General features: G+C 63.3%; 8 protein-coding genes and 1 tRNA gene. 5 read left to right on the forward strand and 4 right to left on the reverse strand.

Annotated elements, in window-relative coordinates:
- Positions 1-192 precede the first annotated feature (192 nt).
- The gene (locus NITMOv2_RS11370) at positions 193-9,393 is read right to left on the reverse strand and encodes a non-ribosomal peptide synthetase (RefSeq protein ID WP_187299439.1); all 9,201 of its coding nucleotides are present in this window, start codon (positions 9,391-9,393) and stop codon (positions 193-195) included.
- Between the two features lie 384 nt (positions 9,394-9,777).
- Between NITMOv2_RS11370 and NITMOv2_RS11375 the strand changes: the two genes are divergently transcribed.
- A tRNA-Ser gene (locus NITMOv2_RS11375) sits at positions 9,778-9,867 on the forward strand.
- Between the two features lie 121 nt (positions 9,868-9,988).
- Here NITMOv2_RS11375 and NITMOv2_RS11380 read toward each other — a convergent pair.
- Positions 9,989-11,509, reverse strand: coding sequence for a DUF2779 domain-containing protein (locus NITMOv2_RS11380; RefSeq protein WP_053379975.1), 1,521 nt, complete (start codon positions 11,507-11,509; stop codon positions 9,989-9,991).
- A gap of 75 nt (positions 11,510-11,584) precedes the next feature.
- Here NITMOv2_RS11380 and NITMOv2_RS11385 point away from each other — a divergent pair, with 75 nt between their 5' ends.
- Complete coding sequence (locus NITMOv2_RS11385) at positions 11,585-12,922, forward strand: MATE family efflux transporter (RefSeq protein ID WP_053379976.1); 1,338 nt, start codon at positions 11,585-11,587, stop codon at positions 12,920-12,922.
- A 1-nt stretch (position 12,923) separates the two neighbouring features.
- Here NITMOv2_RS11385 and NITMOv2_RS11390 read toward each other — a convergent pair whose 3' ends face one another.
- Entirely contained in the window at positions 12,924-14,276 is a 1,353-nt protein-coding gene (locus NITMOv2_RS11390; protein ID WP_053379977.1) for a 2-dehydropantoate 2-reductase, read from the reverse strand.
- 85 nt (positions 14,277-14,361) lie between these two features.
- Between NITMOv2_RS11390 and NITMOv2_RS11395 the strand changes: the two genes are divergently transcribed.
- A complete protein-coding gene (locus tag NITMOv2_RS11395) occupies positions 14,362-15,093 on the forward strand; it encodes an SIR2 family NAD-dependent protein deacylase (RefSeq protein WP_053379978.1) in 732 nt (243 codons plus the stop codon).
- On the opposite strand, the gene NITMOv2_RS11400 is transcribed toward NITMOv2_RS11395, so the two are convergent.
- Positions 15,076-15,798 carry an HAD-IA family hydrolase gene (locus tag NITMOv2_RS11400; RefSeq protein WP_053379979.1) on the reverse strand — a complete coding sequence of 241 codons (723 nt, stop codon included), beginning with the start codon at positions 15,796-15,798 and terminating at the stop codon, positions 15,076-15,078. The genes NITMOv2_RS11395 and NITMOv2_RS11400 overlap by 18 nt on opposite strands.
- A gap of 140 nt (positions 15,799-15,938) precedes the next feature.
- On the opposite strand from NITMOv2_RS11400, the gene NITMOv2_RS11405 reads away from it, so the two are divergent.
- Both NITMOv2_RS11405 and NITMOv2_RS11410 read left to right on the forward strand, forming a co-directional pair.
- The gene (locus tag NITMOv2_RS11405) at positions 15,939-17,087 is read left to right on the forward strand and encodes a response regulator (RefSeq protein WP_053379980.1); all 1,149 of its coding nucleotides are present in this window, start codon (positions 15,939-15,941) and stop codon (positions 17,085-17,087) included.
- A gap of 262 nt (positions 17,088-17,349) precedes the next feature.
- On the forward strand, positions 17,350-20,091 hold the full coding sequence (locus NITMOv2_RS11410; RefSeq protein ID WP_053379981.1) for a valine--tRNA ligase: 2,742 nt from the start codon (positions 17,350-17,352) through the stop codon (positions 20,089-20,091).
- Position 20,092: the final 1 nt, after the last annotated feature.

Consider the following 20,092-nt stretch of genomic DNA (forward strand, 5'->3'; position numbering starts at 1 on the left):
GGTTCGTGACGAAACCGCCGAGACGCCAGGCGAGACGGGCAAGCACAGCCACGAAGGAGGGAGGCATACTTGCAACAGTATGTTGACCGACTGAGTGGCGAGCACGCCCGCCAGCATGCCCGGCAGGAGCATGTTGGCTTGTCGCAGCGGCGTATCGGCGGTTGCAGTAGAAGCGTTCATGAATAATGTGGGCTAAGCGCGATCATTCGTCACGGTGCGGTCGTGCGCGGCGGCCCGCAACGACCGCTCTTTCCGGATGTAGTCCCGCAGAAGGTCCGCCAACGCTTCGACGTGCGGCGAGACGAACAATTGACCGGAATTGCCGGCCGGTATGCCGGCCGATTCGGCGCCGCCGCGGGCGAGAAATTCCCACAGCGTCCTCGTATCCCGCGCCGGATCGTCGACCACCCGCTTCGACGCCGTGACGTTGAGCAATCTCCCCCGATATTCCTGTGGACGATACGAGGCGACGGCTTCGAGCGTCGCTCCCGCGACGCGCTGATTGCTGAACTCTTCTCCCAGAATCGGCGCGGCCGACGCCGATCCGATTCGCTCCACTCGCCGGATCAGGTTTGAGAGCCCCAGGCGCACCCGTTCCGACAGGGACAACCGGCGGGAGGAGCCCAGAAACCGCAAGGCGCGGCTCCATCCATAGAGAAGAGGCCGCGCGTACCGTTTCATCCGCAAGGCATAGCCGTTGTAGGACAGCGGGTGCCAGGATTCCAGAATCATCAGAATCACCGGTTCATGGACGGCCGACAGTTGCTGCGCCATTTCATAGGCCACCACGCCGCCGGTGCACGTGCCCGCGATGACGAAAGGGCCGTTCCGCTGAATCGTGCGGATCTCCTCCACATAGTGCGCCGCCATGTTGACGATCGACGTAAAGGGGGCTTCCCGACCGTCGAGTCCCCTGGTTTGCAAACCGTAAAACGGCTGGTCCGGTCCCAGCAATTGTGCCAACTTGGCGAATCCCAGGACGTTGCCGCCCACGCCCGGCACGGCAAAAACGGGAGGGGCCGCCCCCGCCGGCTGAATGGCGACCAGGGAACGCCACGGCGCCTCCCACTGCGAGGCGGTCAGGATATCGCTCAGCTGCGCGATGGTGGGTGCCTGGAACAGCGTCGCCAAGGGCAACTGCTTTCCGAACACCCGCTCCAAATGCGCGAACAACTGGACGGCCTTGAGCGAATGCCCTCCCAGGTCGAAAAAATTGTCGTGGATGCCGATGTCCGGCACGCCCAGCACCTGCTGCCACAAGGCCGCCAACTGGACCTGGACCGGCGTCATAGGCCGCCCGGACGGGCCGGCATGCGATCGGGGTGGCGGGTCCGGAACCGGCAGCGCCGAGACGTCGACCTTGCCATTGGCCGTCAGCGGCAACTGCGGCATGACGACGAGATGAGCGGGCACCATGTAGTCCGGCAGGCTTCGCCGCAGGAAGGTGTGCATCTCGCGCACGTCGAAACCGGCATCCTGTTTCAGGACCGCATAGGCCACGAGCTGCTTGGTGCCCGACGCATCAGGCCTGGCGCCGACCACGGCCTGGCGAACCACGGGATGCCGGAGCAACGCCGCTTCGATCTCCCCGAGTTCGATACGGAATCCTCGAATCTTGACCTGATGGTCCAATCGTCCCAAGTGCACCACGTGCCCGTCCGACCGATAGCGCACCAGATCGCCGGTCTTGTAGAGGCGCGCAGCCGGATTGAAGGGAGACGCGATGAACCGTTCGGCGGTCAAGTCCGGCCTCCGGTGATAGCCGAGCGCCAGCCCCTCCCCGCCGATGTAGAGTTCTCCCGGTACGCCGATGGGCACGGGGCGGAGAGCCGCATCGAGCACGTAGAGCTGCGTGTTGGCGATCGGCCGGCCGATGGTGATCTCCGCGTCGCCGCGCGCCACCGGCGACACCGTCGACCAGATGGTCGTTTCGGTCGGCCCGTACATATTCCAGAGCGACCCGGCCCGCTCCAGGATGCGATCGGCCAGATCTCGCGACAAGGCTTCGCCGCCGCACAATACCGTTAGGTCGGGAGTCGCCTCCCAGCCGGCGTCGATGAGCATCCGCCAGGTCGCCGGAGTGGCCTGCATGATGGTGGAGCGCGAGTTCTTCAGCAGCGCCTTCAGCGCATGGCCGTCGGTCGCGGTGCGGCGGTCGACCAATTCAACCGTTCCGCCGACGATCAGCGGCAAATACAACTCCAGCCCGGCAATGTCGAACGACAGGGTCGTGACGGCCAGCAGGCGGTCGCGTGACGAACAGCCGGGGACGGATTTCATGGACCAGAGGAAATTGACCAGCGAGCGATGGCAGATCGCCACGCCCTTCGGTTTGCCGGTCGATCCGGATGTATACAGAACATAGGCGAGGTCGGACGGCTCGGGTGCCGCCGGAGCCTGCATGGATTCCTGCTCCACAGTGCGCTGCTCACGATCGAGGCAGATCACTTCCCTGCCGGTCTCGGGCAGCCGGGACTTCAGCGCCTGCGATGTGACCACGAGGCCGGCGCCGGACTCCTCCAGCATGTAGTGGAGGCGGTCGAGCGGATATTCGGGATCGAGCGGAATATAGGCGGCCCCGCTTTTCAGGATGCCCAGGGCGCCCACGAGCAAGCTCGGCGTCCGCTCCAGGCAAATCCCCACGCAGGCGCCCGGCCGAGCCCCTCGCCGGCGCAGATAGTGCGCAAGCTGATTGGCGCGGCGCTCCAACGCCCCATACGTCAGGCGGTGCGCGCCCTGTGCAACGGCGACGGCGTCCGGCGTCCGAGCGGCCTGCGCCGTGATCAACTCGGGCAACGACAGGTTGGACGGATAGTCCGCCTCGGTTCGGTTCCATTCGATCAACAGACGCCGCCGATCGGCGGGACTCATACAGTCGTACTCGGTGATCGTCCGATGCGGGTCGGCCGCGACGGCTTCGAGCAAGGCGACATACTCCCGGACCATCCGCTCGACGGTCTCTCCTGTGAACAAGTCGGTCCGGTAACTCAGATAGACCTTCCGGGACACCTCGGTGTCGATGGTCATCGTCAGATCGAACTGAACGGTGCCTCCGTCGAATTCAAACGGCGCCCACGTCAACCCGTCGAACTCGATGCGGCCGAGGGGCGCGTTCGCCACGTTGAACAACACCTGCACCAGCGGAGAGTGGCTCAAATCGCGTCCGGGCGCCACGGCGCTCACCAGGCGCTCGAACGGCAAATCCTGATGGGCATACGCGCCGAGCGCGCTGTCCCGCACGCGGCCGACCGCTTCCGTAAACGAGGGCCGATTAGACAAATCCGTCCGCATCACCAGCGTGTTCACGAAGGTTCCGATGATGTCTTCCGTGAACCGTCGAGTGCGGTTGGCGATCGGCACCCCGACGGCGATGTCGTCCTGCCCGGAGTAGCGGCTCAAGAGAATCTGAAACGCCGCCAGCAGCCCCATGAACAGCGTGCCGCCCTGTTCGGCGCAAACCGTGCGCAGCCGCGCCAGCAACGCCTCGGGGAGCTCCATGGATCGGTACGAGCCGACAAAGCTCTGGCGTTGCGGGCGCGGATAGTCGGTCGGCAAGGTCAACACCGGCAGTCCGGCCAACTTCTCGCGCCAATAGGCCAACTGGCCGGCCAGAGCGGTGTCCGTCAATGTCCGGCGTTGCCACACCGCCACGTCGGCATACTGCAGTGCGGCGTGCTCCGAGACCGGACGGCGCCCCCGGCGATATTCATTGTACAGCCGCGCACACTCCCGACCGATGACGCCGAACGACCATTGATCTCCGATGATGTGATGCATGTTCAGCACGAGAATATGGTCCGCCTCGTCGATCCGGATGAGACTGAACCTCGCGAGCGGACCCCGGTGAAGATCGAACGGCCTCCGCGCCTCCTCGGCTACCAGGCGTGCGGCCTCCGCCACCCGGACGTCCATAGGCATGCCGCGCAGATCCACGTCGTGCACGTCGACAGGCTGCGCGCCATGAATCTGTTGTGTGGGACCGTCCGGCGTCAGGCTGAAGGTCGTCCGAAAGGCCTCGTGACGTCGCACCATGTCATGCGCGGCGGCCAGCATGGCCTCCCGGTCCAGCGGACCGAGCAGGCGCGTCGCGATCGGCATGTTGTAGGCCGTACTCTCGGGCGACAGCTGGTACATGAACCACATGCGCTGCTGAGAGAACGACAACGGCAACGGGCGATCGCGGGGGACCGGAACCACCGCCGCCCCTGCCGTCGCCGGGGCTTCCTGGCGGAGCCGATCGATCGCGTCGGCCAACTCGGCGATTGTGGGAAGCTCAAACACCGTCCGCAGGGGGCAGTCGACCCGAAACGTCTCCCGCACTCTGGACACGACTTGGGTCGCGAGCAACGAGTGCCCTCCCAATTGAAAGAAATTGTCGTCCACGCCCACCTGTGGAAGATGAAGGATCTCTTTCCATATCTGGATCAACGCCGCTTCGGTGGGGGTGCTCGGCGCGTCGGCCGGCCGGGGCCCGCTGTCCACATCGTGCGGAGCCGGTAGCCTACGCCGGTCGACCTTGCCGGCGGCCGTCCGCGGCAAGGTGTCTACGTGGATCAGCAGCGCGGGAACCATATACGAAGGCAGGCGCGACGCCGCATACGTCCGCAACGGCCCTTCCGCATCCTGCTCAAGCGCGCCGGTGTAATAGGCGACCAGCCGTTGTTGCCCCGGTGTATCCTCTCTCAACACCGCAACCGCCTCGTCGACGCCGGGGTAGGCACGGAGAACCGCGTCGATCTCCTCGAGCTCGACGCGATACCCCCGCAGTTTGACTTGATGATCGGCGCGGCCGAGGAATTCCAGATTTCCATCGGAACGAAACCGCGCCAAGTCGCCGGTCCGATAGACCTTCGCCTGCGGCTCGAATGGATGGGGCACGAATTTCGCGTCGGTCAACGCCGGTTCATTGAGATAGCCGAGAGCCAGGCCGGCGCCCGCCACGTATAGCTCACCGGGCATCCCGACAGGAACCGGCTGCAGGCGGGCATCGAGCACGTACACCTGGACGTTGGGGATGGGCTTTCCGATCGGAACACGCGCGGCGGACTCGCCGGGCGTGGTTCGATAGACCGTGCACCAGACGGTCGCTTCGGTGGGCCCATATTCGTTGTACAGGGCCGCTCCGGGCGCGACCTCATAGTGCCGGCGAACGAGCTGGGGCGACAGGGTCTCTCCCGCGGAAATCACTACGCGGAGTGAGGCCACCTTCGAAGCCGACACCCCGCGCAGGACGGCTTCATACAACGACGGGACCGCCACCAGGTGGGTGATCCGATGCCGGCCGATCAATTCGCGCAAGTGGGTCGGATCCCGGTGTGCCGCCTCGGAGGGAATCACCAGAGCGCCGCCCTGCAAGAGCGTCCAGTAGATGCCTGTCACCGAGCCGTCGAAAGCGAACGGAAACGTCAGCAGAAAACGGTCCACCGGCTCGTGGTAATACCGCACGCGGGCATCCAGCGACGACCGCAACGACCGGTGTGAAATCTGGACTCCCTTGGGCTTTCCCGTCGAACCGGAAGTATAGACCACATAGGCCACGTCATCGAGGCTGGTTCGTTCGATGGCGGGCACCGTCTGCGCATGGCTGACATCGAGCGCGTCGAGCGTGAGTACCTTTCGGCCGTAGTCTCGAACGCGTTCGCGCAGTTCCCGATGAGTGACGATGACGGACGGGTTTGCGTCTTCACACATCGAACGGATGCGCTGATCGGGCCACGTCGGATCGAGCGGCACATAGGCGGCGCCGGCCTTCAATACGCCCAACAACGCGATGATGCCGGCGGCCGAGCGTTCGCAGATCAATACCGCTCGGTGGCCCCGCCCGATTCCCATGCCGGCCAGAACGGACGCCAGTCGATCGGATTGCCGATTCAATTCGCCATAAGTGAGGGTGTCCGAACCACAGATGACCGCCGCGGCATCCGGCGTCCGTTCCGCTTGCGCCGCGATTTCAAGATGGATACAACGCATGCCGGACAAAGGCGCCTGCGTCCGGTTCCACTCCACCAGGACGGTCCGTCGCTCCTGTTCCGATAAGAGGGGCAGGGAAGACAAACGGGCATCCGGCTGTCGGATCATGCCGGCCAGCACCGTTTCCAGCTGAGCCAGCATCCGGGTCGCCGTGTCGGCCGTGAAGAGATCGGCATCGTAGGCCAGGGCCAGTTCCGTTCCTTTGGGCCCTGCCAACATCATCACGACCAGGTCGCATTCCAGTGCCGGAACCTCCACCGGCAAGGCCGTCGCCGTCACGCCCGGCAGCAGAAGCTCGGCCACGGGATCGTCTTCGAGGACGAGCATGACGTTGAACAGCGGGCGGCGCGCATCTCTCCGCATCTTCACGGCATCCAACACGGTTTCGAACGGCACATCCTGATGATCGTACGCCTCCGTGACGACCTGCTTGACGCGGCCCAACAACTCGCGACCCGTGCCTGCCTCGGCGGCATTGAGTCTGAGCGCGACGGTGTTCACGAAATAGCCGAACGCGCGTTCAAACCGGGTGCGCCGCCGATTGGCCACGACCGACCCGACCACCGCATCCTCCGCGCCGGTACAGCGCCAGAGCCACGCGGCGAGGGCGGCATATCCCACCATGAATTTCGTCACCGCATGGTCCTGGCAGAATCGATTCAACGCGGATGCCAGATCGGGCGGCAGAAGACGGTTGCGCACCTGACTGTTCCTGGGCCCCGGTCGATCCACCCGCGGATAATCGGCCGGTACTTCGACCGGCGGCGGGAGATCGGTCAATCGGCTCTTCCAGTAGGCTTCCTGCACTTCACGGTCGGGACCGGCAAGCCAAGCCTCTTGCCAGTCGACGTAGGCCGCATAGGCTTGGGCGCAGGCCGGTGGCACCGGAACGGCAATTCCCTCTCCCGCGTGATATAGCTCGGTGAATTCGCGGCAGAACAATCGAAGAGACCAGCCGTCGGCAATCAACCGATGGGCCGTCACCACCAGAAGATGGTCTGTCGGGGAACCGGTAGCGAGGAACACTCGACACAGCGGTCCTTTTTCCAAATCGAACGGTCTGGCGACCTGCTCCTTTGCCAGCCGGCTGAACAGCCTTTCGACATCCGTCGCCTCTGGCTCGACGAGGTACCGTTCGACGGCAATCATTCCATCCGGCTCGATTCTGGCCATGACCTCCCGGTCGTTCCCGATAAATCGGGCGCGCAGCATGTCATGGCGGCTGGCGAGCGCGGCCACGCAGCGCTCGAGGGCCGCCACGTCGATGGCGCCGCGCAGCCGGATGCCGACGGAAATATTGTTCATTGCCGTGCCGGGATAGATTTGCTCCAGAAACCAAATGCGCCGTTGGTTGGCCGACAACGGCCGCAGCGCACCGCAGATGAGTCCATCAGTCTCGCTGTCGCCGTGGTCCGCCGGTGGCCGCCTGCCGTGGATCACCATATGCCGGGCAAGATCCCGAACGGTCCACTCGCTCATGATCTGGGCGAACGACGGACTGACGCCGTACCGTTGCTCCAACCGGTTCCGCAGAATGCTGACCATCAGCGAATCCAGCCCGAAAGCGGCCAACGGCGCATCGGCGCGAATCTGCTCGGGGACGACCTTCAATTGTTCCGCGAGAATATCGCGGATCGACGCTTCGGCTGCCGCCGCCTCGCCGGTTTCGGGCGGGAGCGCACTGGTCGGTTCGGAAACCGCGCGCGGCTGTTCCCTCAGAACCGATCCCGGCGCTCGGCTCCTGCCGACGATCGGCAAGCGGTCTCCCAGATAAGCGTCCCGGCAGGCGCGACGTTGCACTTTTCCGCTCGAGGTTTTCGGAAGACTTCCGGCTTTGATCAGCACCACCTCGAAGACATGCAGCTCGTGCTCGTCGGCGACGTGACGCCGGATATGCGAGCAGATGTTTTCTCCATCGACGGGCTTGGCCAACCGCTGGACTTCCTGCACCACCACAAGCTGCTCACCGAGGGGACCTTCGACCGCAAAGGCCGCACCCCCGCCGGGCCTCAGCGCCGGGTGGCAGAACTCCACGGTCAACTCGATGTCCTGCGGATAGTGATTTCGTCCGTGGACGATGATGAGATCCTTCAATCGCCCGGTGATGAACAGCTGGCCGTCCTGCAGAAAGCCGAGATCGCCGGTTCTCAGGAACGGTCCCTCGCCGGTCCCGGAGATGAACGCGCGAAAGACCGCATCGGTGTCGGCCGGCCGATTCCAGTATCCCCGCGCCACGCTTCCTCCGGACAGCCACACTTCGCCCACCACATCGGGCGCACATCGCTCCCGTGTGTCCGGATTCACAATGACCACCTGCATGTCGCCGATCGGCATGCCGCAGCCGACGACCGCACGGAGGCTTCCCGCGCCCTCGGCCTTCGCAATCCGACCTTGCTGGAGACATTCCGTGTCGAGTCTGGAGACCGTGGGGGGCACGCCGTACGCCTTCAGTGACACGACCAATGTGCACTCGGCCATGCCGTAGGCGGGGCTAAAGGCCTCGGGCCGGAATCCATAAGGTCGATACGCGTCGATGAATCCGGCCATCGTCGCCTCACGGATCGGCTCCGCGCCGCAGCTCGCCACATTCCAACGGGCCAGGTTCAACGCCGTTCGCTGCGCCGGCTCGATGCCGCGCAAACAATGCTCGTAACCGAAGTTGGGCGCGCCACTGTGAGTGATGCCGTGGGCGGTCATCGCTTCGAGCCATCGGACCGGCTCTTTCAGAAACAGTAGCGCCGGCATCAGATAGGAGGGATGTCCGGCAAAGACCGGCGCCACAAGTCCATGAATCAGTCCATAATCGTGAAAGTACGGCATCCAGGTCAGGCTGCGGCTGTGTTCGGTGCTCCCCGCCGCGGCGTGAAGGTCCCGGCATTGGACGAGGAGGTTCCCGTGGGCCACCATCACGCCCTTGGGGTCCGCGGTTGAGCCGGACGTGTATTGCACAAACGCGAGATCCGTCTCCGCCGATCGATGGACGGCCATGTCACCGGCCCACTGCGGGGACACCGCGCTCGTATCGACAATCCGGCATCCCGGCGGCAACCCGAGATCTGCGGACAGCGCGCGTACATGATCGAGCGCCGCTCCGCTGCTCAAAACCAGGCAGGCGTCGCTGTCCTCGGCGATGCGTTTCAGTCTGGGAATCCGTCGCTTGAGGCTGACAGGATCGGGAGGAGGCGCCGGCACCGCGATGATGCCGGCATACAGGCAGGCCCAGAAGGCCACGGCGACATCCAATCCACCGCCATACACCAGAAGCGCCCGATCCTCCCGTCGGGCATGCCGCTGGAGCCACCCGGCCAGCACATAGGCCCGTCGATGCAGCTCGCCGTACGTCAGGCGATCATCGACTTCTATGCCTTGCTTGATGAAGAGGTAGGCGGGACGTTCCGGCTCGTGCCGGGCTCGCCATCTCACGACATCGACGAGAGTTTCACCCGGCGGCACACCGCTGAACCGGCCGGGCTGATTCGACGATCCTGGCGCACCTTCACTTATTGCCATAGCTTGAGAGCGAGAAAGGCCTGGCGGTACTCCGTATCCATCGCTGTGCGGGCACTAAACTAAGGAACACACATCCCAAATGGAATACCGCTTCCTGGACAACGTTACCCCACTAATGGGGAATAGCTTTTGATCGTCGATCCGATCCGGAAGTGCGCGCCGGACGGCGCCCGCTTGTCGCTGACCGCACTCGATTAGGTTGACGCGGACCGGAGGAATGGTCGGGGAAGAAATTCGTTTGAAAACGATTCGCCGCTCACGTTAGACTCACCACATTTTCCGCCGCACAGTGCATTCGGAGAGGTGCGAGAGCGGCCGAATCGGGCAGTCTCGAAAACTGCTGTCGGGGTAACTCGACCGTGGGTTCGAATCCCACCCTCTCCGCCAAACCACACTTCGTGCGTGCCGCCCGCTCTTTTCGCTTTTATCGAATTGCGCGGGCGGATACACACCAGCAGTGGTTTAATCACAAGACGGTTGTGTCGCGCGCAAGGCAAAAGTAAAAAGACTACAGGGAAAGGTTCCTCGCCCTCTCCCCCAGCGCTCTTCTCAATTCCACCATCGCCAACGTATCCCGCGCGCAGTACCGAAGCAACGCCTCTTTGATCGCGGCCTGCTCGATCCAGTCCGTTTCGACGAAGACCATCCGGTAGTATTCGCTCGCCGCCTGGCCCCCTTCCTGGATCGCCAGGTCGTCATAGCCCATCGAAGGGACGATGGCGGGCAGCACCGACTTGATCGAGTAGGAGCCGCCGAACGCCGGATGGTAGTAATGGTCGCGGACGATCGGGAACAAATCCCACAACCGCTTGATGATGTGATTGAACGCGGACCGATATTCCGGGAAGACCTCCACGAGCTGCTCCATGACGGACCGCTCGTAGGCCGAATAGACGCAGATGCTGCCCTGCTCCCCGAGCGATTCGATCAGAGCTTCCGCCCACCGCCTGCGGGGCTCGGTCGCCAGATCGTGCAGGAACTCCCGATGGACGAGTTCCCCGGACTCCTCCTCGATGTGGTTGGACCATTGCACCGGAATGGCCTGATAGGGCCGCGTCGACGAGAATTTCGGTACCGGCAACATCACCGTTTCAAAATCCAGGTGATGGACGGGATACCGGACCGACTGCAGAATGTCCGCCAGAGCCGGCGACACCCATTCCACATTGTCCTTGACCCGCCGCTGCGTCGGCGACAGGGCCGCGCTCGGCGGAATCTCGTCGATGAGTGTGATTCCCTGCGCCGCCCATTGGGTCACCTGATGTTTGGAACCCGGCAAGCGATAGATCCATCGCACCGGCTTGTCGGCCGTGCAGTGATTCCAGAACGGGCATTCGTAAGGAGTCCGGCACTGGAGTCCCGGGTCGATGGGCGGCGGATCCGGCTGGAGGAGCGTGGACCTCATGGCGCCGAGTCGGTCCGGGACGAGTGCCCGGCGGGCCAGTACCGCCTGGGTCACGTCTTGCAGGGTAAACAGCTGTGCGAGGTCGACCTCTCCGTCCTTATAGACATAGCTCGTGTTGATATGCATCAGGCAGACGGCCGCGAGCGACAGGCCGGCTCCCAACAGGACGTGACTTTGGATCGCAAGATCGTCGAGGTGGACGTCTTTGATCTTGGTGGAGGACTTCACCTCGATCAGTCGCCAGCGCACCGGTTCCCCGCTCTCCGCAGGAACCCGCTCCAGAACATCGACGCGAATCAACACGCCGTCGTGGAGAAACGCCGCTTCGAACAGGGCCGGCACCGCCGCGTTCCGCATCAACTCGGCGGTCTCTGTGAGCGCGGCCTCGCGCCGCCGATGGCTCGCGGCGACCAACACACCGCCGGGAAACCGCCGCCGAGCGACCGCGCCGATCTCCGTACCCATATCGAGGATCGCCTGAGTCGACAGGTCGGGCGTCGTCGCCAACTGCGGGTGGTGCATCTCCAGATACAGCCGCTTGAGACACTGCAACCCGGACACGAATTTCGACTTGGACAGCCGCGGTATGATGGCCGGCAGCGTGGCGAGCGGTTCTGCGTCCATGGTGATGCAGAACGTAACCAACCGGCCGGCGTTTGTCCAGGTGCCATGCCGCGCGATCTGTTAGGATAGGCCTTCATGGCCGGTGTCGCGCAGATCAGACGCTCCGTGATGGCGCTCGCGCTCCCCGTCACGGTGAGCAGCCTCCTCCAACGGACGGAAGGCATCGTGGCCGTGTTCCTCGTCGGAGGACTCGGAGCCGCCCCCATCGCCGCGGTGGGCTTGGGACAACTGCTCGCGTTCATCGCCACGACGCTCGTGTCCGGCCTCTCCGTCGGCGCCAACGTCATCGTCGCCCAGCTCTGGGGTGCCAGGCGCCATCGTGACGTCGGCGAAGCCGCCCGCCATTTCCTGGGACTCTCCATCCTCGTGTCCCTGGCAGTGGCTGTCCTCGGCATGACGCTCAATGATCTGGCGATGCGTGGATTGGGAGCCGAATCCGGCGTCATTGAACTGGCCCTCCCCTATTCAACGCTCATTTTTCTCGTCATGCCTTTTACGGTGCTTATCCAGGTTTTGTCGTCGATTCTCCAGGGCACCGGCGATACCCGCACGCCGATGTACGGGATGATCCTGGTCAATCTGCTGCACGTCCTGATCGCCTATCCCCTCATTTACGGGCGCTGGGGCCTCCCCGCCATGGGAGTGAAAGGCGCCGCGGTGGCAGTGGGATTGGCGGAAGCGACAGGCGTCGCCTATCTCATGATGCGCTGCGGCCGCTTGTTCAAACCGTCGATTCGTCTACGCGGCGATTTGCTCCGGATGCTCTGGGATGTCGGCGCGCCGGTCTCCGGCGAGCGCATCGTCCAACAGGCGGGCATTCTGATCTACACCAAGCTCGTGCTGCTGTATGGGACCATCTCCTACGCCGCGCATCAAGTGGGGCTGTCAATCGAGTCCCTCTCGTTCTTGCCTGGGTATGGATTTGCGATCGCCGCCGCGACGATGGTGGGACAAAGCATCGGGGCCGGCAAGTACACGCGCGCGAAGCTGGAAAACTGGGAAGCCAACCGGCTCGCCATCTACATCATGGCCAGTATGGGGATCGTCTTTTTCTTTTTCCCTTATGTGCTGCTGCGGGCCTTTACGACGGATGAGGCGGTCATCGAGCTCGGAACGGTGTTCCTGAAAATCGTCGCGCTGCTCCAAATTCCGCTGGCCCTCACGATGGTCTTGGCCGGCTCCCTGCGCGGCGCCGGCGACACGCGCTTCATCATGAGCGCCACCATGGTCGGCATGTGGGGCGTGCGCGTGCCGATCGCGCTAGTCGTGGCGCTCTGGATGGAGTGGTCGGTGTTTTACGTCTGGTCGGCGATGATCGCCGACTGGACGGTGCGGATGGCGCTCTTGCTGTGGCGCTATCAATCGGAGCGCTGGAAGGTGATCCGGGTCATTCGAGAGACCGAACAGGCGTGACCTAACAATGTGTTCGTTCTTCCGCCGTCGGCCTGGTGTCTTTCCCCGAGCCGACTCGCACCTCGATTCGTCCCACGCCCTTCACGTTGGCGCAGAGGTCGCCGAGCCCCGGGGTGATGAGGCGGAACGGGCCGCCCTTGCCGTCCGGCAGCGGCTCGCCGTTCAGCTCATAGAGCAGCAGGCCGAAATCGCGGGCCTGCTGGAGCGTCAGCGTCGCGGCATAGTTGCCGTCCAGCGAATGAAATGTCACATGGTCGGCATCAAGGGTCAATGCCGGCACGTCCAACAATCCCTTCACTTTGATCGCCCTCCCCGCCATACCAGGCATGACCGTCCCGACATCCTCTACATGATGTTCTGCGGGAAGCTGCTGCATCGCCGCTCGATCCAGTGACACCGGCTGCACCACCGCGCCATCGATCCGGACCACCCCAGGCCCGCTCTGTTCTTTCTCGGTGATCGTCTTGATCATGGCGGTCAACGCTTCATTGACGGGAGTCGGGATCCCGAGCTCGCGTCCCAACCGGACGATGTATCCGTTCAAATAGTCGATCTCGGTCCGGCGTCCAGTTTTCCAATCGTCATACATGGAGGTGTGGATGTCGCGGATTTCCTGCGTCGCCTTCACCACTCGTTCGGGCATGTTGGGCGGCAACGGAACTTTGACGGCCGCGGCGACGGCCGTGATTTCGTCCACAATCTGATGGATCACCCGCATCATCTCGGGGTGCTCCAGGGCCTTCGCGACACGATCGTCGACGAGCACGGTGATCGGATTGAAGACGCAGTTCCAGCACATCTTCTCCCACTTGCTGCGGCGGATGTCTTTGGACAGCTGGCAGGGAATGCCGGCCGACGTAAAGAGATCCCGGATCGCGAGCACCCGCTCGCTCTCGTGCCCCATCAGCTCGCCGATCGCGACGGCCCCCTTCTTATAGTGGTCGATGACACCCGGCTCGGCGATTTTCGAATAGATGAAGGCCACGCCGCCGACGACACAGTCCCGCTTCAGTCGAGCGATGAGGCGGTCTTCGGTGTCGATGCCGTTTTGTAGGGTCAGGATGACCGTGCGGGCCGTCATCACCCGCTCGATCTGAGCCATAACCTCGTCCAGGTCGTAGGCCTTCACGCCCAAAATGATCAGATCGGGCTGCGGAAGCTCGCGCGGGTCGGAGGCGGCCGGCGGCCAGACGGTAAACGTGCCGCCCGCGCTGCGCACCGTCAACCCGTTCTGTCGGACGGCAGCCAGCGTCCTTGGTCTGAGCAGGAACGAGACGTTGGGATTCGACTTCGCCAGATGCGCGCCGAAAAATCCTCCCACGGAACCGGCTCCCACCACTAAGATCTGTTTCATCCTGTCCCCCAAGTTGCGCCGACATGCGCCGTACTATAGCATGGGCCGGCAAGACGACGCAGCGCCCGGACCTTCGAATACAGCCATGCAGCCCGGCTCCGATCTGGCCATTCTCAGACGTCGAATCGCCGCCGCTCAATCCATCACCGTCCTGACGGGCGCCGGCATCTCGGCCGACAGCGGCGTGCCGACCTTCCGCGGAGCGGACGGACTCTGGCGGAATTTTCGCGCGGAGGATCTCGCGACGCCGGAAGCCTTTGAGCGGGACCCACGCCTTATTTGGGAATGGTACAACTGGCGGCGGGAGCTGATCGCGACGAAGCGGCCGAACCCGGCCCATGAAGCGGTGGCAGAACTCGAACGGCGCTGCGAGCGGTTCTGGCTGATCACGCAGAATGTGGACGGGCTCCACCGGGCGGCCGGCTCGCGGAAGCTGTCGGAGATTCACGGCAATATCTGGACGGTGCGCTGCACCGGCTGCGGCACGATCGCAGACAACCACGACGTGCCCATCGCCATCCTCCCCTTCTGCCAGTGCGGTTCGTTGCTCCGCCCGCACATCGTCTGGTTCGGCGAATCCTTATTTCCGGATGACCTCTCGCAGTGCGCGGCCGCGCTTCGACGCTGCGACGTGTTGCTGGTCATCGGCACGTCCGGCGTCGTCTATCCGGCGGCCGGGTTCGCATCGGTCGCCAAAGAGACGGGGGCATTCGTGGCGGAGATCAACCTGGATCCGACGCCGCAGTCTTCGCTCGTCGACCTGTCGCTCCAGGGGCGCGCCAAAGAGATCGTCCCGTTATTACTCGAGCCGGTCTAGGAGCGGAAGCAGCTCATCCAAAGTGCGTATGACGGCGGCGCCGCTCGCGCGCTGGAGTCCCTTGCGATCGAGCAGCGCCGCATGCAGTCCGGCTTTGGTCGCTCCCTCCACGTCGTCCCGCACGCTGTCTCCGACATGCAGCGCTTCATCCGGATCGACCGCATGTTTTTCCAGGGCGACCTGAAAGATCTTCGGAGCCGGCTTGGCCGCCTGCGCCAGACTGGAGATTGTCACCGTATCGAAGGAGTCCGCGATGCCGAGTCCGCGCATGACGGTAAACAGGCGCGAGTCGAAGTTGGAAATAATCCCGAGCTCCAATCCCCGGTGTTTCAGGCGCGCCAAGGCCTCCGCCGTCTCGGGATACAAGCGCCAGGATTGCGGGTCTTCGAACACCTGAAAAACCCGATCGAAGAAGTCGTCGAACCGCTCGAACATCCCGACCCGATAAAAGACATTGTGGACGATATCGAACCACCACAATCGCTCGCTCTGTTTGATCTGAGCCGGTTCCGTCGCGGCAAACACGGGCGGGGGGGCCTCCCGAAAGGCCCGGCTGAAGGCCTGTCTGATCGACGCGAGCGACTCGGGGGTCTTCGGAAAGCCGAAGCGGACGGCCTCTTCCAGATAAATCTCCGCCACGGATCCGTTCACATGGAACAGAGTGTCGGCCGCGTCGAAAAAGACGACCCGGATCGATCCACTCATGGTCGGATTTTCCTTTCGGGATCCCGATGTGCCGGGCTCACCGAAATACCCTCATGATAACAATCGTCTATCGACCGATTTCTTGACAAAGCATACCCCCCCTGCTAGCTTCGAAACATCCAAGAAAACCGGAGATTTCGATGCCTTCTTCCATCTTCATCGTGGACAGCAGTCCAGCCGTCAGGCGGATGGTGGAGCAGATCTCGACTCCGGAAGGGTTCGAAGTCGTCGGCTTCCAGGACGGTCCTGCGGCGCTGGAGGCCGCCCGCCGTATCAGCCCCGCGCTCATCATCGCCGATTACCATCTCGACAATATGACCTTTTCTGGCTTCTGCAAAGAGGTGCACAAGCTCGACAACTTGAGCGACACCTATGTCATCTCGCTCATCAATCCGGCCGATCGACCGGATGAAAACCATTTGCGCACCTTGGGCGTCAAGGCGTTCCTCAAGAAACCCTTCCAGTCCGAAGACCTCCTCGACGTCATCAAGTCGCTTCAGCAGAAACAACAGGGCCAGGCCGGCGGCACGGGCCTGAAACGCCGCCAGTGGCCTCCGGTGTCCACCGCGACCGATTCCGATGACGACGCCGAATCGGCGGACCGGCAGGACCTCTCGGATGAGCACGAGGACCAGTCCATGAATCACATGGATCTGCCACCAGCCCCCCCTGCAACCCGCCCTGCCGTTCCGGAACCGGAAGATGCCATGAAGGGCCTCTTCGGGCAACTGCTCCACTCCATGACCGAGCGGACCGAAAAACGATTGGCCGATCTGCTCCCGGCGGCCATCGAGCAAAAGGTCGCGACCCATATCCGTCCGATCGTGCAGCGGGAATTGGACGGCCAGCTCGGCGAGATCCTGTCGCAGGAACAGCTCGCGGCCATCCTTCAACCGCTCGTGGCGCAGGAGCTGCCCGCCCTTCTCAAAAAAGAACTGACGGCCGCGCAACCGATGATTCGCCAGGTCGTCACGGAGCTGACGGGATCGATGATCAAGGAGCGCGTGGACGCCGCCGTGCGCGAGCAGGCCGAAGCCGGCGTCCGCAAACATCTGCCGGACGTGGTCCGGGAACATCTCGGCGCGATTGATTTGATCGTGCAGGACGAGGTCCGCCAGGCGACGTTGAAGCAGGCGCCGCTGCTCGCCGATGGCATCGTCCGGGCGACCGCCGAACAAACCGTTGAACAGGCCGTGCAGCGCATCGTGCCCGAGCTCGCCGAGCAGCACATCCGAGCCGAACTGAAACGGCTCACCGAAGAGGCCGGCGACGGCCCCTCCCCCGCCTAGCTTTTCTTGCCGCGCTTGGCCGCAGCGCGCCGGGCCTTCGCCAGCGCCTTCACCCGCTTCACATTCTTCCGATGCTTCTTCCTCGTCTTGCGATCCTTCTCACGTCCTCGCGCCATGATTGCTCCCTACGGTCAGATGAGGTGAACGGTCCGTTGCGCGCGACTGTATAACATAAGCCCCACCGCCTCACAAGAAGCGCGGCACCATTTTCCGGCCCGCGGCGAACATGATAAGATGCGCGAATTCGTCACGGCACAGGATCATGGCAACGCGGCATCTGGATAAAACGTACGAGCCGAAAGCGGTCGAAGAACGCTGGTCCAAGGAATGGATCGAACGCGGCTATTTCCACGCGTCACCCGACCATCCCGGAGAACCTTATTGCATCGTGCTGCCGCCCCCGAACGTCACCGGATTTCTCCACGTCGGCCACGCCCTGAACCATTCCTTACAGGACATTCTGATCCGTTGGCGCCGGATGCAAGGCCGCAACGTGCTGTGGATGCCGGGCACCGACCACGCCGGCATCGCCACGCAAAACGTGGTGGAAAAACGGCTCATGCAGGAAGGCACCTCGCGTGAAGCACTGGGACGGGAAAAATTTCTTGAGCGCGTGTGGGAATGGAAAGCCACGTCCGGCGATACGATCGTGCGCCAACAGAAGCGCCTCGGCGAATCGTGCGACTGGGACCGCCAACGGTTCACCATGGATGAAGGCCTGTCGCAGGCGGTGCTTGAAGTCTTCGTACGCCTCTACGAAGACGGGTTGATCTATCGGGGCGAGCGGCTGATCAACTGGTGTCCCCGCTGCCTGACGGCCCTCTCCGATATCGAGGTCGAGCACGAAGAGGTGAAAGGGAAACTCTATTCCATCGACTATCCGCTGGTAGACGATCCCTCCATTCACCTCACGGTCGCCACCACGAGGCCGGAAACGCTGCTCGGCGATACGGCGGTCGCCGTGCATCCGGAGGACCCCCGCTACAACCATCTCATCGGCAAGCGGGTGTGCCTGCCCTTGACGATGCGGACTATTCCGATCGTCGGCGATGCCATCCTCGTCGATCGCGAGTTCGGCACCGGCGCAGTCAAAATTACACCGGCGCATGACTTCAACGACTATGAGGCCGGCCTACGCCATCAACTCCCGCGCCTCGCCATTTTGGATCAACAAGCCCTGCTGGATCCCGCCCGTCTTGAGCAGGCGCAAGTTGAGACGGATGTGCGGGAGCAACTGTCGGGACTGCCGGTCGCTAAAGCGCGGCCGAAAGTGGAAGAAATGCTTCGCGCGCGCGGCGCGCTGGTCGCCGTCGAAGACCACAAGATGGCCGTGGGGCGCTGCTACCGCTGCAAGACCGTGGTAGAGCCCTATCTTTCCCCCCAGTGGTTCGTCGATATCAAGCCGCTCGCCAAGCCGGCCATCGAAGCGGTGGAGACGGGCAGAATCCGCGTCATCCCCGAAGGCTGGGTCAACAACTATTTGGGCTGGATGCGGGATATCAAGGACTGGTGCATCTCGCGTCAGATTTGGTGGGGGCACCAGATTCCGGCCTGGTACTGTCTGGCCTGTAACGCCGGTCACATGATCACCGCCGGCAATCGAACGACGATTCTGCAGGGCGCTACGCCGATCGTCGCCAAAACGGCGCCGGCTCGCTGCCCGTCGTGTGGCGGCACGGAGCTGCTCCGCGACCCGGACGTGCTCGACACCTGGTTCTCCTCCGGGCTCTGGCCCTTTTCCACCTTGGGCTGGCCGGACCGGACCGTCGAGTTGAAAACCTATTATCCGACATCCACGCTCGTCACGAGTTTCGACATTCTCTTCTTTTGGGTCGCCCGCATGATCATGTTCGGCCTGAAATTCATGGGGGACGTGCCCTTCAAGGACGTCTACATCCACGCCCTCGTCCGCGACGCCGAGGGCCAGAAGATGAGCAAGTCCAAGGGCAACGTGATCGATCCGCTCCACATGATGGAGCAGTTCGGCACGGACGCGTTGCGCTTCACGCTCGCCTCGATGGCGTCGCCGGGCCGCGACATCAAGCTGGCCGAAGAACGTATCGAGGGCTACCGGAATTTCGCGAACAAGATTTGGAACGCGGCCCGCTTCGCCCATCTCTATCTCGACGGACCGAAAGAAGCGCGCCCGCCGGCTCAGCGCTCGTTCCCCGACCGCTGGATTCTGAGTCGCGTGAACCATGCGATTCGCACCGTCACGGGCGAGCTGGAGGACTACCGCTTCGATCGCGCCGCGAACGCGCTCTATCAATTCTTCTGGCATGAGTACTGCGATTGGTATTTGGAGCTGATCAAGCCCGTCCTGCAGAATCCGGATCACCCGGACGCTCCGTCCGCCCGCCGGACGTTGGAAGACACGCTGGAAATCTGGCTCCGCCTGCTGCACCCGTTCATGCCGTTCATCTCCGAAGAGATTTGGCAGACGCTGCCTCACCGTGGCGAGACCATCGTGCTGCAGCCCTACCCCGCCGTCGTACCGGACCGTCACGATCCGGAGGCGGAGGCGCGCTTCCGCCTCCTCGAAGACAGCGTCGGTCTGGTGCGCACCGCGCGCGTGCTCTTGAATTATCCGCCCGGGAAGGACGTGCGATTCTTCGTGGCCCAGGATGACTCTCACTCAGCGGGGTCGTTGGCGGCGCTGCAACCGCATCTGGCGCACCTCGGGCGAGGCCGGGCCTCGATCATGCCGGTCTCCGACTGGCCGAAAGATCGCGTCCTGCGTTTGGTGAGCGGCGGGGTGACGGTCGGCGTGGAGGTCGAAGGCGACGTGGATCTCAAGAAAGCGCTCGAGCGCCTGATCAAACAAATCGGAGAAACCGACAGGGAAACACAGCGCCTCGCGGCCAAACTGAAGAACGAAGACTTCGTCGCCAAGGCGCCGTCGGACGTCATTGCCGACCATCGACAGCGGCTCGATTCCCTCTCGGGCGACCGTACGATGCTGGCGAGCAGCGAGCGGCAGTTGCGGGCCATGCTCGGGTCCTGAT

The organism is Nitrospira moscoviensis, assembly GCF_001273775.1.
GTDB lineage: Bacteria > Nitrospirota > Nitrospiria > Nitrospirales > Nitrospiraceae > Nitrospira_D > Nitrospira_D moscoviensis.